Source organism: Rathayibacter sp. AC451, from assembly GCF_979253095.1.
This window is the reverse complement of the sequence record NZ_CEEDBD010000001.1, coordinates 961,035-977,219: the sequence shown is the minus strand read 5'-3', so window position 1 is coordinate 977,219 and position 16,185 is coordinate 961,035. Positions and strand designations below refer to the sequence as shown.

Below are 16,185 nucleotides of genomic sequence, written 5' to 3'. Positions count from 1 at the left end.
GCATGGACCAGTTCGGCGTCCGGCTCGGCATCGATGTGGGACGCTCCCGCATCGGTGTCGCCCGCTGCGACGCCGACGGTCTGCTCGCGGTGCCGGTCGAGACCGTCGTCCGCGAGAAGGACGCCGGGAGCGGCGCCGACATCGCCCGCATCGCCGCGATCGCGCAGGAGCACCTCGCGGTCGCGATCGTGGTCGGGCTGCCGCTTTCGCTCTCGGGCGCCGAGACCGCGTCCACCGACGACGCGCGGGAGTTCGCCGGCCGACTGGCGCGAGCTATCCCCGCGGCGCACGTCAGACTCGTCGACGAGCGCCTGTCGACGGTGACCGCGCAGAGCGCCCTCCACCGCTCCGGACGCGACACGCGCGGTTCCCGCGCAGTGATCGACCAGGTCGCCGCCGTGGTGATCCTGCAGCACGCCATCGATTCCGAGCGCTCCTCCGGCACCCCCGCCGGGATCCCGCTCGAACCGAACGAAGGACGACCCACCCGTGACCGACGTCCCCCCGAGCCGCCGCGCCGCCCGCGCCACAGAGGCCGATCAGCAGAATCAGCTCCCGACGCCTCCGCAGGAGCCCCCCGCCTCGAGTGACGGCCCGACGGAGCAGTCCGGCCACGATCCACTCGACCGGCTCTTCTCCGGGCCGGATGTGCCTGCTCCGCGCGATCGCGGCGAGGCCGTCGCCGCGGCGCATCCGGAGGCGAAGGCGTCGACCCGCCGTCGTCGCCGGCAGGCGGCCGGAGCACCGCGGAAGCGGCGCAACCACCGCGGCCTGATCGGCGGGCTGCTCGCCTTCGGCGTCTTCGCCGCCCTGGTCGCGGTCGCCGTGACCGTCTTCCTCGAGCCCGTCCGGGCGCTGTTCGCCGAGCCGGAGGCCACCGACTTCGCCGGCACGGGCACGAGCGAGGTCGTCTTCACGATCCACCAGGGCGACGGCGGCAGCGACATCGCCGAGAACCTCGTCTCGGACGGCGTGATCAAGTCGTACGCGCCGTTCTACGAGCTCCTCGTCTCGACGACGCCGGAGCCGGTGTTCCAGCCGGGCGCCTACTCGATGAAGGCCGAGATGAGCGCCAAGTCCGCTCTCGCCGCGCTGCTCGACTCCGAGTCCACGCGGCTCGCCAACACGTTCGTGATCCCCGAGGGCACCGCCCTCGCCTCGGCGCTGCCCCTCATCGCCGACGGCACGGGCGTGCCCGTCGAGGAGCTCCAGGCGGCGGCGGCCGACTGGGGCTCGTTCGGACTCCCCGCCGAGGCGACGAGTCTCGAGGGCTTCCTCTTCCCGGCCACCTACGACGTCGACCCGGGCACTCCTGCCCACGACATCCTGCAGACCCTCGTGAACCGCATGTACCAGGCTCTCGACGAGGCGCAGGTGCCGGTCGAGGACCGCTACCGCGTGATCGTCTTCGCCTCGCTCGTGCAGCGGGAGGCGCGCATCGCCGACGACTTCCCGAAGGTGGCGCGGGTGTTCCAGAACCGGCTCGACCAGGGCTGGCGCCTGCAGTCGGACGCGACCGTCGCCTACGGAACCGGAGCGACCGACCGGGTGACCACGACGGACGCCGAGCGCGGCGACGTGAACAACGTCTACAACACCTACCAGCGCGACGGCCTCCCGCCCGCCCCCATCTCGAACCCGGGCGACATCGCGATCGAGTCGGTGCTGCGGCCGGCCGAGGGCACGTGGATGTACTTCGTCACCGTCAACCTCGAGACCGGCGAGACCGTGTACTCGACGACCGACGCCGAGCACAACGCCGCGGTGGCGCAGTGGCAGGCCTGGATGCGGGACCACCCGGAGTACCAGTGACCGCGTCCGGGCGCCGCCTCGCGGTCCTCGGCTCGCCGATCGCGCACTCGAAGTCGCCGGCCCTGCACGCCGCCGCCTACGGCGTGCTCGGTCTCGACTGGAGCTACACGGCCCTCGAGACGACGGAGGAGACCCTCGCGGCCGTCCTCGAGGACCCGGTCGCACGCTGGCACGGCCTCTCGCTCACCATGCCGCTCAAGCACGCCGTCCGGCCGCTGCTCGACGAGGAGGACCTCGTCGCCCGCGCCACCGGGGCCGTCAACACGGTGCTGCTGGAGCGGGACGGCTCCTCGGTCCGCCGCCGCGGCTTCAACACCGACGTGGCGGGGATCGTCCGAGCGCTGGGCGACGCGGGCGTCACCCGCGTCGACCGCGTCGAGGTGCTCGGCGGGGGAGCGACGGCCGCGTCGGCGATCGCGGCCGCGGCCGAGCTCGGCGCGTCCCGCGTCACCGCGACCGTCCGCGCTCCGGCTCGGGCGGAGCCGCTGCGCGCGGTCGCCGAGACACTGGGCACCGTGCTCGAGATCCGGTCGTTCGACGAGTGGTCGGCGGGGGAGCCGCATCCGCTCGTGATCTCGACGCTGCCCGGGGCGGCTGCCGAGGAGCTCGCGGTGCCCGACGACGTCATCGCCGCCTCGACCCTCTTCGACGTGGCGTACGCCCCGTGGCCGAGCCCCCTCGCGATACGCTGGCGCGCCCGGCGGTCGCCCGTGGTCTCGGGGTTCGGGATGCTGCTGCACCAGGCGCTCGTCCAGGTGCGGATCTTCGCCGGCGGGGATCCGACGCGCACGCTGCCCCGGGAGGACGACGTGCTCGCCGCGATGCGCGCGGCTGTGCCCGACGGCTCCTGACCCCGCACCGCCGGGGCGGGGCCGCCCGGCGGTGCGGCCCCGCCCCGTGTGCGAGAATCTGTGGATGCTCCGTTGGCTCACGGCCGGGGAATCCCACGGCCCCGAACTCATCGCCGTCCTCGAAGGACTCCCCGCGGGGGTCCCCGTCTCCCTCGAGGACATCCGCACCGATCTCGCCCGGCGCAAGCTCGGCTACGGCCGCGGCGCACGGATGAACTTCGAACAGGACGAGCTCACCGTCTCGTCCGGGATCCGCCACGGCGCCAGCATGGGCAGCCCGATCGCGCTGCGCATCGGCAACACCGAGTGGCCCCGCTGGGTCGACGTGATGTCGGCCGAGCCGCGCGACCCCGAGACCCTGCCGAAGGGCCGCGGCGCCGCACTCACCCGGCCCCGGCCCGGGCACGCGGACCTCGTCGGCATGCAGAAGTACGGCTTCGCCGAGTCGCGCAACGTCCTCGAGCGGGCCTCCGCGCGCGAGACGGCGGCACGGGTGGGCCTGGGCGCCATCGCCCGGCGGTTCCTCGGCGAACTCGGCATCGAGCTCGTCAGCCACACCCTCGCCATCGGCCCGGTGCGCGTGCCGGAGGGATCCCCACTGCCCACGGCGGCCGACGTGGACTCGCTCGACGCCGATCCGCTGCGGTGCCACGACGCCGCGACCAGCGCGCTGATGGTGGCCGAGGTCGACCGGGCTCACGACGACGGCGACACGCTCGGCGGTGTCGTCGAGGTGCTCGCCTACGGTCTCCCGCCGGGACTGGGCTCCTACGTCCACTGGGACCGGCGGCTCGACTCCCAGCTAGCCGCGGCCCTCATGGGCATCCAGGCCATCAAGGGCGTCGAGGTCGGCGACGGCTTCCTCACCACGACCCGCCGCGGGTCCGAGGCGCACGACGAGCTGTTCCAGGACGCCGCGGGCATCTCGCGCTCCAGCGACCGCGCCGGGGGTACCGAGGGCGGCATGAGCACCGGCACCGTCCTGCGCGTGCGCGCGGGGATGAAGCCGATCGCGACCGTTCCCCACGCCCTGCGCACGGTGGACGTGGCGACGGGCGAGGCGGCCGGAGCCCACCACCAGCGCTCCGACGTCTGCGCCGTCCCCGCGTCGGGAGTCGTCGCGGAGGCGATGGTGGCCCTCGTCCTCGCGAACGCCGTGCTCGAGAAGTTCGGCGGCGACAGCGTCACCGAGACGCGCCGGAACCTGCGCGGCTACCTCGAGGCGATCCCGGCCGAGCTGCGGACGGCGAGCGCGAGCAACCCCGCCCTGGGCGTGTCGTGATCCGCGGATGCGCCCTCGGGCGAGAGCGCTGATGGCCGGGCACGATACCGGCGCGGCCCGCGCCCGCGTCGTCTTCATCGGCCCCATGGGGGCGGGGAAGACGACCATCGGGAAGCGGGTCGCGAAGTCCCTCGCGGCGGCCTTCGTCGACTCCGATGCCGAGTTCGTCGCGGGCCACGGCCCGATCGCCGCGTACTTCGACGCGCACGGAGAGGCCTCCTTCCGCCGCGAGGAGCGCCTCGTCGTCGAGAGCGCCGTCCGCCGCGACGTCGTGCTGGCCCTCGGCGGGGGAGCGGTGCTCGATCCGGACACGCAGGCCGATCTCGCCGAGGTCCCCGTGGTCCTGCTCACCACGACGGCCGAGGCCGTCAGGGACCGTCTCGGCTCCGGGAGCCGACCCCTCGTCCGCGGCGGCGTCGCCGACTGGACCCGTCTGCACGAGCAGCGGCGCCCGCTCTACGAGGCGCTCGCGGACGTCACCTTCGACACCTCCCGCCGGCCCATCACCGCGATCGCTGCGGAGATCGCCGACTGGGTGCGCGCCCGACCGGCCCGAGACCCCCGAACCCACGACGCGATCGCCGCCGGCGGCCGCGCAGCAGACCCGGCGGCCGACTCCGGCCGCCCGAGCGGAAGACTTCCATGAACGACGGCTCCACCGCCATCACCGTGCCCGGCGCCGCCGGCTACGACATCACCGTCGGCCGCGGGCTGCTCGACGGGCTCGCCGACGCCATCGGCCCGCGCGCTGCGAAGGTGCTCATCGTGCACCCGCCCACGCTCGCGGTCCTCGCCGCGGAGATCCGCGAGAGCCTGCTCGAGAGCTACGAGGTGCTGCTGGCCGAGGTCCCCGACGCCGAGGCGGCCAAGCGCGTCGAGGTCGCGGCGTTCTGCTGGCAGGTCATGGGCCAGTCCGACTTCACCCGCACCGACGTCGTCGTCGGCTTCGGCGGGGGAGCGATCACCGACCTGGCCGGGTTCGTGGCCGCCACCTGGCTCCGGGGCGTCGGCCTCGTCCAGGTGCCCACGACCGTCCTCGGGATGGTCGACGCCGCCGTGGGCGGAAAGACGGGGATCAACACGGCCGAGGGGAAGAACCTCGTCGGCGCGTTCCACGCCCCGCGAGCGGTCGTCGCCGACCTCGACGTGCTCTCGAGCCTGCCGCGCAACGAGATCCTCGCCGGCTTCGGCGAGATCGTGAAGTACGGCTTCATCGCGGAACCGCAGATCCTGGACATCATCGAGTCGGACGTCGATCTGGCGACCGACCCCGGCTCGGAGGAGTTCCGCCGACTCGTCGAGCTCTCGATCGGCATCAAGGCCCGGGTCGTCGGCGAGGACTTCACGGAGCAGGGGCTGCGCGAGATCCTGAACTACGGGCACACCCTCGGGCACGCGATCGAGCACGCCGAGCGCTACCAGTGGCGTCACGGCGCCGCCGTCTCGGTCGGGATGGTGTTCGCCGCGGAGCTGTCGCGCCTCACCGGCTCGCTCAGCGACTCGGCGGTCGACCGCCACCGCAGCGTCCTCGAGTCGCTGACCCTGCCGACGAGCTACCCGCTCGGGCGGTGGGAGACGCTCCTCGCCGCGATGCAGCGCGACAAGAAGTCCCGAGCGGGGATCCTCCGGTTCGTGGTGCTGGACGACATCGCGCGGCCCAGCATCCTCCAGGGGCCCGAGACCTCCCTGCTGTTCGCGGCGTACCAGGAGATCGGCTCCTAGGAGCGGGCAGGCCTCAGGTGCGGCCCTCGAGCGCCGCCCGTCTCGCCGCGGCGTGCTCCTGCTCGGTGATCGTGTCCGCGGCCAGCAGCCCGTCGATCTCGGCGAGCCGCTCGCCGAGGGGGCGCTCGGCGCCGAATCCGCCGGTGGCGAGCTTCGAGGCGACGTCCGTCTGCAGGGTGAGCGGATCCACGCCGAGCTTCCTCGCCCGGCGCAGGTTCACCACGATCAGGACCGCGATGAGGACGACGACGGCGGCGATCACGATCGGCACCACGGCGAACGCGGCGTCCAGCGGGCCGGTGTCGATCAGGGTCGGGACGTCCTGCATGGCGGGTCTCCTCTCGCGACGTCCTCCCATCCTCTCCCGAGCGCACCTTCTGCGGGAGGAGCGGTGAGGACTCCCTCGGCCCCGCCGCGCCCATCGACTACACTCGACGGGTCAGCCGTACCGGCCGATATCGCCGCGCCCGGAGTCGGGTCCACCGGCAGCAGACTTCCACCGAAACGGATCCCCCTTCGCATGGCCTCTACCACCGACATCAAGAACGGCACCGTCCTCAACATCGACGGTCAGCTCTGGAACGTCATCGACTTCCAGCACGTCAAGCCGGGCAAGGGCGGCGCGTTCGTCCGCACCAAGATGAAGAACGTCCTGACCGGCAAGGTCGTCGACAAGACGTTCAACGCCGGGGCCAAGATCGACACCGCCAACGTCGACCGTCGCGACTTCCAGTACCTCTACCGCGACGGCCAGGACTTCGTGTTCATGGACACCTCGGACTACGACCAGATCACGGTCCCCGAGGCCGTCGTCGCCGACGCCGCGAACTTCATGCTCGAGAACCAGAACGTCACTCTCGCGCTGCACGACGGCGACCCGCTCTACATCGACCTCCCCGCGTCCGTGGTGCTCGAGATCACCTACACCGAGCCGGGCCTCCAGGGCGACCGCTCGACCGGCGGCACCAAGCCCGCCACCGTCGAGACCGGCTACCAGATCCAGGTCCCGCTCTTCCTCGAGCAGGGCACGAAGGTCAAGGTCGACACCCGCACGGGCGACTACCTCGGCCGCGTCAGCTGAGCCGGGGCGTCCGTGAGTGCACGCACGAAGGCGCGCAAGCGCGCCCTCGACATCATCTACAACGCCGATGTCCGGCAGATCCCGTTCGCGGAGTCGCTGCGGGCCGAAGCGGAGCGGGCGGTCCACGAGCCCGCGCGCGAGGCCTCCTGGCTCTACGCCCGTGAGATCGTCGACGGCGTCATCGACCACTCCGCCGAGATCGACGGGCTGATCGAGCGGCTCTCGAAGGGCTGGACGCTCGCGCGGATGCCCCTCGTCGACCGCGCGATCCTGCGCATCGGCGTCTGGGAGATCCTGCACAACGACGAGGTCCCCGACGGCGTCGCGATCTCGGAGGCCGTCGAGGCCGCGACCGTCCTCTCGACGGACGACTCGGCGGGCTTCATCAACGGGCTGCTCGCCTCCGTCGCGGAGTCGCGCACGGCGGTCTGACCCCGGGCGCTCGACCCGATCGGGGGCGGGTGCCTCCGGCTCGCCGGATCCGACTCGCACGATCGGGCGGGTCCGCGGGCCGGGCGTGCTCCTGCGGGGCGGGAGTGGGCCGGCGCACCCGGAGGGACGCGGCCCGCGCCCCTATACTCATCGAGACATTTCCTTTAAGGCCGTCCGGAGAGACGGGGAAGGAGGTCGGTGTGACGGCACGAATCGTGCTGAACGGCGCTGACATCACGCGCGCTCTGACGCGCATCGCCCACGAGATCCTCGAGTCCAACCGGGGAGCGGAGTCGCTGGTGATCCTCGGGATCCCGACCCGCGGCGTGGTCCTCGCCCAGCGGATCGCCGAGACCATCGCCCGGATCGAGCCGGAGGCGGCTCCCGTCTTCGCCGGCTCCCTCGACGTGACGATGTACCGCGACGACCTCTCCCGGAACCCGGTGCGCACCCCGGCGAGGACCGCCGTGCCGGCGAGCATCGACGGACGCACCGTCGTGCTGGTGGACGACGTCCTCTTCTCGGGTCGCACCATCCGCGCCGCGCTCGACGCCCTGAGCGACATCGGCCGGCCCCGGGCGGTCCGCCTCGCCGCGCTGGTCGACCGCGGCCACCGCGAGCTCCCCATCCGGGCCGACTTCGTGGGCAAGAACCTGCCGAGCAGTCTCAGCGAGCGGATCAACGTCCGCCTCCTCGAGGTCGACGGCGAGGACCTGGTCGCGATCGAGTCGACGCGCCCGGCGGACGAGGCCGCCGACGGAGGGGGCACCGCATGAAGCACCTGCTCTCGACCCGCGACCTCGACCGCTCCTCCGCGATCGGCCTCCTCGACATCGCCGAGGACATGGCCGACGTGCAGAACCGCGAGGTGAAGAAGCTGCCGACGCTGCGCGGGAAGACGGTCGTCAACCTCTTCTTCGAGGACTCGACCCGCACCCGCATCTCGTTCGAGGCGGCGGCCAAGCGGCTCTCGGCCGACGTGATCAACTTCAGCGCCAAGGGATCCAGCGTGTCGAAGGGCGAGAGCCTGAAGGACACGGCGCAGACCCTCGCCGCGATGGGCGCCGACGGCGTCGTGGTGCGTCACAGCGCGTCCGGAGCCCCGGCCGTGCTCGCGGCGAGCGGATGGATCGACGCGTCGATCCTGAACGCCGGCGACGGCACGCACGAGCACCCGACCCAGGCGCTGCTCGACGCCTTCACGATCCGCCGCCGGCTGCACGGCCCCACCGCCTCCCGGGGCAAGGGGCTCGACGGGGTGGCCGTCACGATCGTCGGCGACATCCTGCACTCGCGGGTCGCCCGCTCGAACGTCTGGCTGCTCACCGCGCTCGGCGCCGAGGTCACCCTGGTCGCGCCGCCCACGCTCGTCCCCGTCGACACGGTCGACTGGCCGGCGACCATCCGATTCGACCTCGACGAGGCGATCGACTCCGGGCTCCCCGACGTCGTGATGCTGCTGCGCATCCAGCTCGAGCGCATGTCGAGCGGCTTCTTCCCCAACGGCCGCGAGTACGCGCGCATCTGGGGTCTCGACGACGAGCGCCTGGCCCGCTTGGGCCCCGATACCATCGTCATGCACCCCGGACCCATGAACAGGGGCGTCGAGATCTCCTCGGCCGCCGCCGATTCGAGCCGCTCCACGGTGCTCGAACAGGTCACCAACGGGGTCTCGGTCCGGATGGCCGCGCTCTACCTGCTGCTGTCCGGCGAACGGGAGGTCCACTGATGAGCACCGAGAGCCCCCGGCGGATCCTGATCTCGGGAGCGACGCTCGCCGACGACAGCACCGCCGACGTCCTCGTCGACGGCGGAGTCGTCGTCGAGATCGGCACCGACCTCGACTCGCGCGGCGCCCGCGTGATCGACGCCGACGGCCTGCTGGCGCTGCCCGGCCTGGTCGATCTGCACACCCACCTCCGCGAGCCCGGCTTCGAGCAGAGCGAGACGGTACTCACCGGATCGCGCGCGGCCGCTGCGGGAGGCTTCACCGCCGTCTTCGCGATGGCCAACACGTCGCCGGTGCAGGACACCGCGGGCGTCGTCGAGCAGGTGCAGAGCCTGGGCGAGGACGCCGGCTACGCGACCGTGCGGCCGATCGGCGCCGTGACCGTCGGCCTGGCGGGGGAGTCCCTCGCCGAGCTCGGCGCGATGGCGCGCAGCCGCGCGGCGGTCCGGGTCTTCTCGGACGACGGGAAGTGCGTCTCGGACGCTCTGCTGATGCGCCGCGCGCTCGAGTACGTGAAGGCGTTCGACGGCGTCGTCGCTCAGCACGCCCAGGAGCCGCGGCTCACGGTCGGCGCGCAGATGAACGAGGGAGCCGTCTCGAGCGCCCTCGGCCTCGCCGGCTGGCCCGCGGTCGCCGAGGAGGCGATCATCGCGCGCGACGTCCTCCTGGCCGAGCACGTGGGCTCGCGGCTGCACGTCTGCCACGTCTCGACCGCCGGTTCGGTCGACGTGATCCGCTGGGCCAAGGCCCGCGGCATCGACGTCACCGCCGAGGTCACGCCCCACCACCTCCTGCTCACCGAGCAGCTGATCGCGGCGGACGGCGAGGGCGGCGGCGGCTACGACGCCCGGTTCAAGGTGAACCCGCCGCTGCGCCGCGACGAGGACGTGCTCGCCCTGCGCGAGGCCCTCGCCGACGGCACCATCGACATCGTCGCGACCGATCACGCCCCGCACCCGGTCGAGTCGAAGGACTGCGAGTGGGACGCCGCCGCGTTCGGCATGGTCGGCCTCGAGAGCGCCCTGTCGGTCGTGCACGCCGCCGTCGTCGACGACGGTCGGATGACCTGGGCGGACGTCGCCCGGGTGCTGTCGCAGGCGCCCGCCCGCATCGGCCGGCTCGACGGCTACGACCGCGGCATCGCGGTCGGCGCACCGGCGAACATCGCGCTCTACGACCCGGAGGTGCGCCGCAGCTTCTCGACGTCCGACCTCCGGGGGCGCAGCGCCAACTCCCCGTACCTCGGTCGGGAGCTTCCCGGTCGCGTCGTCGCGACGCTCCACGACGGCTACCCCACGGTCCTCGACGGCGAGCTCGTCGATGCCGCGGTGGTCGCAGGAGCCGCGAGGTCCGCCCGTGGATAGGACCGCGATCACGATCGTGATCGCCGCGGTCGTCGTCCTGGTCTTCGCCGGGATGATCCTCTCCTGGCGGGCGCGCCGCCGCCGCTCCGCCGACCTCGTCCCCGAGGCCGTCCCCGCCGAGTCCCTCGGCGCGGAACTCGAGTCGGTCGAGCTGCCCTACGTCGCGACGACCCGCTTCGAGCAGCCGCTCGAGCGCGTCGTGCTGCCGGGCCTGGGCTTCCGCGGGAAGGCGACGCTGCGGCTGCACGAGCGCGGAGTCGTCCTCGCGCCGGTCGGCGAGCGACCGACCGTCATCCCCGCAGCCCTGCTGCGCGGTGCGGGCGAGGGCAGCTACGCCATCGACCGCGCCGTCGAGGAGGGCGGCTTGCTCGTGCTCTCGTGGTCGCCGCGCGGTGCCGAGACGGTCGACTCCTATCTCCGCGTCGCCGAGCCGGCCCTGCGCCGGCACCTCGTCGCGGAGCTCCGCCGGCTCGCCGGCCCCGAATCCTCCCCCTCCACCCCGGGAGCCGCCGACGGCGGCTCCTCCCCGAACCAGAAGGGCTCCTAGTCCGTGCCAACGTCACGCCTCAGCACCGAACCCACCGCCGTCCTCGTCCTCGAGGACGGGCGACGATTCACGGGTCAGGCCTACGGCGCGCGCGGGCGCACCCTCGGCGAGATCGTCTTCGCGACCGGCATGACCGGCTACCAGGAGACGCTGACCGACCCGTCCTACGCCGGCCAGATCGTGGTGCAGACCGCACCGCACATCGGCAACACGGGCACGAACGACGAGGACAAGGAGTCGCGCCGCATCTGGGTCGCCGGCTACGTCGTCCGCGACCCCTCCCGCGTCGTGTCGAACTTCCGCGCTCAGCGCTCGCTCGACGACGACCTCGAGGCCGACGGCATCGTCGGCATCTCGGGGATCGACACCCGGGCGATCACGCGCCACATCCGCTCCGCCGGCTCGATGCGGGCCGGCGTCTTCTCGGGCGAGGACCTCGCCCTGGGGGAGGAGGAGCAGCTCGCGCTGGTCCTCGGCGGCGCGCAGATGGAGGGGATGAACCTCTCCTCCGCCGTCTCGACGACCGAGCAGTACACGGTGCCCGCCCAGGGCGAGCGCGTGGGCTCCGTCGCCGTCATCGACCTCGGCGTGAAGACCTCGACCGTGCACTACCTGTCCGAGCGCGGCTTCGACGTGCACGTGCTGCCCGAGTCGGTCACCGCCGACGAGGTCCTGGCGCTGGACCCGTCCGCCCTGTTCTTCTCGAACGGACCGGGAGACCCGGAGGCCTCCGACCGCCACGTCGACCTGCTGCGCACGACGCTGCGCGCCGATCTGCCCTTCTTCGGCATCTGCTTCGGCAACCAGCTCCTGGGCCGCGCGCTCGGCTTCGGCACCTACAAGCTGCCCTTCGGCCACCGCGGCATCAACCAGCCGGTGCTCGACAAGCTCACCGGCCGCGTCGAGATCACCGCGCAGAACCACGGATTCGCGGTGGACGCGCCCATCGACGGCGAGCTCGACTCGCCCGAGGGCTTCGGCCGCGTCGAGGTCAGCCACTACAGCCTCAACGACTCGGTCGTGGAAGGCCTGCGCTGCCTCGACATCCCCGCCTTCTCGGTGCAGTACCACCCCGAGGCGGCCGCCGGACCGCACGACTCGAACTACCTGTTCGACCGCTTCCGCGCCATGGTCGTGCAGCGCACGGCCGAGCAGGGCGACGCCGAGCCCGCGAACGACATCCTTTCGACCAGCACCACCGGAGAGCAGAAGTAATGCCGCGCAGGGAAGACATCAACAGCGTCCTCGTCATCGGCTCCGGCCCGATCGTCATCGGCCAGGCGGTCGAGTTCGACTACTCGGGCACCCAGGCCTGCCGTGTGCTGCGCGCCGAGGGGGTGCGCGTGATCCTCGTCAACTCCAACCCGGCGACGATCATGACCGACCCCGACTTCGCCGACGCCACCTACGTCGAGCCGATCACCCCGCAGGCGATCGAGGCGATCATCGCCAAGGAGAAGCCGGACGCGATCCTGCCCACCCTGGGCGGCCAGACCGCTCTGAACGCGGCCATCCAGCTGCACGACCTCGGGATCCTCGAGAAGTACGACGTCGAGCTCATCGGCGCGAGCTTCGAGGCGATCAACCGCGGCGAGGACCGCCAGATCTTCAAGCAGCTCGTGCTGGACGCGGGCGCCGACGTCGCGAAGTCCTACATCGCGCACACCGTCGAGGAGGCGATCGAGTACGCCGAGGACCTCGGCTACCCGCTCGTCATCCGCCCGTCCTTCACCATGGGCGGCCTCGGCTCCGGCTTCGCGTACACCCGCGAGGAGCTCGTGCGCATGGTCGGCGACGGACTGCACCAGAGCCCCACCACCGAGGTGCTCCTCGAGGAGTCGATCCTCGGCTGGAAGGAGTACGAGCTCGAGCTCATGCGCGATACGGCCGACAACACGGTCGTCGTCTGCTCGATCGAGAACGTGGACCCGGTGGGCGTGCACACGGGCGACTCCATCACGGTGGCCCCCGCGCTGACCCTCACCGACCGCGAATACCAGAAGCTGCGCGACATCGGCATCCGGATCATCCGCGACGTGGGTGTGGACACCGGAGGCTGCAACATCCAGTTCGCGGTCGACCCCGCCGACGGCCGCATCATCGTCATCGAGATGAACCCGCGCGTCTCGCGCTCGTCGGCCCTCGCCTCGAAGGCGACCGGCTTCCCGATCGCCAAGATCGCTGCGAAGCTCGCCATCGGCTACCGTCTCGACGAGATCCCCAACGACATCACGAAGGTCACCCCGGCGAGCTTCGAGCCGACGCTCGACTACGTCGTGGTCAAGGTCCCGCGCTTCGCGTTCGAGAAGTTCCCGGCCGCCGACAAGACGCTGACCACCACCATGAAGTCGGTGGGCGAGGCGATGGCGATCGGCCGCAACTACGCCCAGGCCCTGCAGAAGGCGCTCCGCTCGCTCGAGAAGCGCGGCTCCTCCTTCCACTGGGGCGAGCAGAAGCACTCGGTCGACGAGCTCCTCGAGATCGCGAAGACGCCGACCGACGGCCGCATCGTCACCGTCCAGCAGGCGCTGCGCCTCGGCGCGAGCGTCGAGCAGGCCTTCGAGTCGACGAAGATCGACCCCTGGTTCCTCGACCAGATCGTCCTCATCAACGAGATCGCCGACCTCGTGCGCGAGCACCCGGCGTTGGACGCGGGTCTGCTGCGCCTCGCGAAGGACCACGGATTCTCGGACATCCAGATCGCGGAGCTCCGCGGCCTGGAGGAGGCGGAGGTCCGTGCGACGCGCTACGAGCTGGCCGTCCGCCCCGTCTTCAAGACGGTCGACACTTGCGCGGGGGAGTTCCCGGCGCTCACGCCGTACCACTACTCCTCGTACGACGAGGAGACCGAGGTCGTGGCAGCCGACCGCCGCAAGGTCGTCATCCTCGGCTCCGGCCCGAACCGCATCGGCCAGGGCGTCGAGTTCGACTACTCCTGCGTGCACGCCTCGTTCGCCCTCTCGGCGGCCGGCTACGAGACGATCATGATCAACTGCAACCCCGAGACGGTCTCGACCGACTACGACACGTCGGACCGGCTCTACTTCGAGCCGCTGACCCTCGAGGACGTCCTCGAGGTCATCCACGCGGAGTCGCAGTCCGGCGAGCTCGTCGGCGTCGTCGTGCAGCTCGGCGGGCAGACCGCTCTGGGCCTGGCGAAGGGGCTGGAGGAGGCGGGCGTCCCGATCCTCGGCACGACCCCCGCCGCGATCGACCTGGCGGAGGAGCGCGGAGCGTTCTCCCGCATCCTCGACGAGGCGGGCCTGCTCGCTCCTCGCAACGGCACCGCGATCGACCTCGAGGGCGCCCTCGGCGTCGCGACCGGGATCGGCTTCCCGGTGCTGGTCCGGCCGTCCTTCGTGCTCGGCGGTCGCGGCATGGAGATCGTCTACGGCGCCGCGCAGCTCGAGGACTACTTCGAGCGGATGGCCGACCAGGGCATCATCGACGCGACGCACCCGCTGCTGGTGGACCGGTTCCTCGACGACGCGATCGAGATCGACGTCGACGCGCTGTACGACGGCGAGCAGCTCTACATCGGCGGAGTCATGGAGCACATCGAGGAGGCCGGGATCCACTCCGGCGACTCGGCGTGCACCCTCCCGCCCGTGACCCTCGGCCGTCGGCAGATCGACGAGGTGCGCGACGCGACCCTCGCCATCGCCCGGGGCGTCGGGGTCCGCGGGCTCCTCAACGTGCAGTTCGCGATCGGGCAGGGCGTGCTCTACGTCCTCGAGGCCAACCCCCGCGCCTCCCGGACCGTGCCCTTCGTCTCGAAGGCGCTCGGCATCCCGCTCGCGAAGGCGGCGTCGCGGCTGATGGTGGGCGAGACGATCGCCGAGCTCAAGGCCGAGGGCCTGCTGCCCGAGCGCGACGGCTCCGACGTGCCGATGGACTCGCCGATCGCGGTCAAGGAGGCGGTGCTGCCCTTCAAGCGCTTCCGCACCAAGGAGGGCCAGATCGTCGACTCCCTCCTCGGCCCCGAGATGCGCTCGACCGGAGAGGTCATGGGCATCGACCGCGACTTCCCGAGGGCCTTCAAGAAGAGCCAGGACGCGGCCTACGGCGGGATGCCCTCGAGCGGGACCGTCTTCATCTCGGTCGCCGACCGAGACAAGCGCGCCATCGTGCTCCCGGCGCTGCGCCTGCGCCAGCTCGGTTTCGAGATCCTCGCGACCGAGGGGACCGCCGAGGTGCTGAACCGCAACGGCATCCGGACGCGGGTCGTGCGCAAGTACAGCGAGGAGGCCGTCGGCGACTCGCCGTCGATCGTCGAGCTGGTCAGCCGCGATGAGGTCGACGTCGTGATCAACACGCCCAGCGGAGGAGCCTCCCGCGCCGACGGCTACGAGATCCGCGCCGCAGCGGTTGCCGCCGACAAGCCGCTGTTCACCACCATCGCGCAGCTCGCGGCCGCCGTCGCCTCGCTCGACGTGGCGGGCGAGCCCTTCGAGGTCACGAGCCTGCAGGACTACGCGCTGCGTCGGGCGGAGCGCCTGGCGTGACCGAGTCCTTCGGAGCGCGTCTCGAGCGCGCCTTCGACGCGCACGGGCAGCTCTGCGTCGGGATCGACCCCCACGTGTTCCTCCTGGACGCGTGGGGGCTCGACGACGACGCGGCCGGCCTGGAGTCGTTCGGCCGCCGGGTCGTCGAGGCCGCGGCCGGACGCGTGGGCGTGGTCAAGCCGCAGGTCGCGTTCTTCGAGCGCCACGGCTCGGCGGGCTACCTCGCGCTCGAGCGCGTCCTCGCCGACGCGCGCGCAGCCGGGCTCCTGGTGATCGCCGACGTCAAGCGCGGCGACATCGGCACGAGCGTCACCGCCTACGCCGAGGCGTGGCTGCGCCCGGGCTCGCCCCTCGAGGCCGACGCGATGACCGCCTCCGCCTATCAGGGGCTCGGCTCCCTCGACGGCATGCTCGAGCTCGCGGAGGAGGCGGGGAAGGGCGTCTTCGTCCTCGCCGCCACCTCCAATCCGGAGGCGGGCGCCGTTCAGCGGGCCCTCGTGCAGGACGGCGAGCACGCCGGGTCGCCGCTGGCCAGCGCCGTGCTGGCGGACGTGGCATCCTGGAACGCGGGACACGCGCGCTCGCCGATCGGCTCGGTCGGCGTCGTGCTCGGAGCCACGGTCGCGCTCGGCGACTACGGTATCCGGACCGACGACGCGCTCACCCCCGGGCTCCCCGTGCTGGCACCGGGCTTCGGTCACCAGGGCGCGTCTCTCGCGGACGCGCCAAGGCTGTTCGGGGCCCTCGCGGCCACGACGCTCGTGAGCGAGTCGCGCAGTGTCCTCGGCGCCGGTCCCGAGGGGATCGCCGCCGAGATCGACCGCCGCGCCCGAGACATCCAGGAGACCCTTGTCCGCTGA

At 72.0% G+C, this 16,185-nt stretch carries 16 protein-coding genes; 15 read left to right on the top strand and 1 reads right to left on the bottom strand.

The features are described from left to right. The first annotated feature begins 2 nt into the window (after positions 1-2). From ruvX to aroB, 6 genes are all read left to right on the top strand, one after another. Positions 3-590: a Holliday junction resolvase RuvX gene (gene ruvX / locus AC0CID_RS04605; RefSeq protein ID WP_465225922.1), complete on the top strand. Its 588-nt coding sequence runs from the start codon at positions 3-5 to the stop codon at positions 588-590. 58 nt (positions 591-648) lie between these two features. Continuing rightward, positions 649-1,812: an endolytic transglycosylase MltG gene (gene mltG / locus AC0CID_RS04600; RefSeq protein ID WP_465225921.1), complete on the top strand. Its 1,164-nt coding sequence runs from the start codon at positions 649-651 to the stop codon at positions 1,810-1,812. Beyond that, positions 1,809-2,663, top strand: a complete 855-nt coding sequence (locus AC0CID_RS04595; RefSeq protein ID WP_465225920.1) for a shikimate dehydrogenase — start codon at positions 1,809-1,811, stop codon at positions 2,661-2,663. The genes mltG and AC0CID_RS04595 overlap by 4 nt, the downstream gene beginning before the upstream one ends. 64 nt (positions 2,664-2,727) lie before the next feature. Beyond that, the gene (gene aroC, locus AC0CID_RS04590) at positions 2,728-3,945 is read left to right on the top strand and encodes a chorismate synthase (RefSeq protein ID WP_465225919.1); all 1,218 of its coding nucleotides are present in this window, start codon (positions 2,728-2,730) and stop codon (positions 3,943-3,945) included. Between the two features lie 31 nt (positions 3,946-3,976). Further along, positions 3,977-4,591, top strand: a complete 615-nt coding sequence (locus AC0CID_RS04585) for a shikimate kinase (protein WP_465225918.1) — start codon at positions 3,977-3,979, stop codon at positions 4,589-4,591. Further along, positions 4,588-5,667, top strand: coding sequence for a 3-dehydroquinate synthase (aroB, locus tag AC0CID_RS04580; RefSeq protein WP_207402668.1), 1,080 nt, complete (start codon positions 4,588-4,590; stop codon positions 5,665-5,667). Before AC0CID_RS04585 ends, aroB begins: the two co-directional genes overlap by 4 nt. A gap of 13 nt (positions 5,668-5,680) precedes the next feature. On the opposite strand, the gene AC0CID_RS04575 is transcribed toward aroB, so the two are convergent. Next, a complete protein-coding gene (locus AC0CID_RS04575) occupies positions 5,681-5,995 on the bottom strand; it encodes a hypothetical protein (RefSeq protein ID WP_465225917.1) in 315 nt (104 codons plus the stop codon). Between the two features lie 192 nt (positions 5,996-6,187). Here AC0CID_RS04575 and efp point away from each other — a divergent pair, with 192 nt between their 5' ends. The 9 genes from efp (at position 6,188) to pyrF (ending at position 16,185) form a co-directional block, all read left to right on the top strand. Continuing rightward, complete coding sequence (gene efp / locus AC0CID_RS04570) at positions 6,188-6,748, top strand: elongation factor P (protein WP_465225916.1); 561 nt, start codon at positions 6,188-6,190, stop codon at positions 6,746-6,748. A 12-nt stretch (positions 6,749-6,760) separates the two neighbouring features. After that, on the top strand, positions 6,761-7,180 hold the full coding sequence (nusB, locus tag AC0CID_RS04565; RefSeq protein ID WP_207402666.1) for a transcription antitermination factor NusB: 420 nt from the start codon (positions 6,761-6,763) through the stop codon (positions 7,178-7,180). A gap of 200 nt (positions 7,181-7,380) precedes the next feature. Further along, positions 7,381-7,956, top strand: a complete 576-nt coding sequence (pyrR, locus tag AC0CID_RS04560; protein ID WP_465225915.1) for a bifunctional pyr operon transcriptional regulator/uracil phosphoribosyltransferase PyrR — start codon at positions 7,381-7,383, stop codon at positions 7,954-7,956. Continuing rightward, positions 7,953-8,909 carry an aspartate carbamoyltransferase catalytic subunit gene (locus AC0CID_RS04555; RefSeq protein WP_207402664.1) on the top strand — a complete coding sequence of 319 codons (957 nt, stop codon included), beginning with the start codon at positions 7,953-7,955 and terminating at the stop codon, positions 8,907-8,909. The genes pyrR and AC0CID_RS04555 overlap by 4 nt, the downstream gene beginning before the upstream one ends. Then, complete coding sequence (locus tag AC0CID_RS04550) at positions 8,909-10,273, top strand: dihydroorotase (protein WP_465225914.1); 1,365 nt, start codon at positions 8,909-8,911, stop codon at positions 10,271-10,273. The genes AC0CID_RS04555 and AC0CID_RS04550 overlap by 1 nt, the downstream gene beginning before the upstream one ends. Further along, positions 10,266-10,820 (top strand): PH-like domain-containing protein, encoded by a 555-nt coding sequence (locus AC0CID_RS04545; RefSeq protein ID WP_465225913.1) that lies wholly within the window; start codon positions 10,266-10,268, stop codon positions 10,818-10,820. The genes AC0CID_RS04550 and AC0CID_RS04545 overlap by 8 nt, the downstream gene beginning before the upstream one ends. Before the next feature lie 3 nt (positions 10,821-10,823). Further along, positions 10,824-12,035 (top strand): glutamine-hydrolyzing carbamoyl-phosphate synthase small subunit, encoded by a 1,212-nt coding sequence (gene carA / locus AC0CID_RS04540; protein WP_465225912.1) that lies wholly within the window; start codon positions 10,824-10,826, stop codon positions 12,033-12,035. Further along, complete coding sequence (gene carB, locus AC0CID_RS04535) at positions 12,035-15,325, top strand: carbamoyl-phosphate synthase large subunit (RefSeq protein ID WP_207402660.1); 3,291 nt, start codon at positions 12,035-12,037, stop codon at positions 15,323-15,325. Before carA ends, carB begins: the two co-directional genes overlap by 1 nt. Next, positions 15,322-16,185 (top strand): orotidine-5'-phosphate decarboxylase, encoded by an 864-nt coding sequence (gene pyrF / locus AC0CID_RS04530; RefSeq protein ID WP_465225911.1) that lies wholly within the window; start codon positions 15,322-15,324, stop codon positions 16,183-16,185. The genes carB and pyrF overlap by 4 nt, the downstream gene beginning before the upstream one ends.

Bases quoted from the DNA above. Each gene is read 5' to 3' on its own strand.
- ruvX (WP_465225922.1), top strand. From the start codon at position 3: ATGGACCAGTTCGGCGTCCGGCTCGGCATCGATGTGGGACGCTCCCGC.
- AC0CID_RS04575 (WP_465225917.1), bottom strand. From the start codon at position 5,995: ATGCAGGACGTCCCGACCCTGATCGACACCGGCCCGCTGGACGCCGCG.
- aroC (WP_465225919.1), top strand. From the start codon at position 2,728: ATGCTCCGTTGGCTCACGGCCGGGGAATCCCACGGCCCCGAACTCATC.
- efp (WP_465225916.1), top strand. From the start codon at position 6,188: ATGGCCTCTACCACCGACATCAAGAACGGCACCGTCCTCAACATCGAC.
- carB (WP_207402660.1), top strand. From the start codon at position 12,035: ATGCCGCGCAGGGAAGACATCAACAGCGTCCTCGTCATCGGCTCCGGC.
- AC0CID_RS04585 (WP_465225918.1), top strand. From the start codon at position 3,977: ATGGCCGGGCACGATACCGGCGCGGCCCGCGCCCGCGTCGTCTTCATC.
- aroB (WP_207402668.1), top strand. From the start codon at position 4,588: ATGAACGACGGCTCCACCGCCATCACCGTGCCCGGCGCCGCCGGCTAC.
- AC0CID_RS04555 (WP_207402664.1), top strand. From the start codon at position 7,953: ATGAAGCACCTGCTCTCGACCCGCGACCTCGACCGCTCCTCCGCGATC.
- AC0CID_RS04550 (WP_465225914.1), top strand. From the start codon at position 8,909: ATGAGCACCGAGAGCCCCCGGCGGATCCTGATCTCGGGAGCGACGCTC.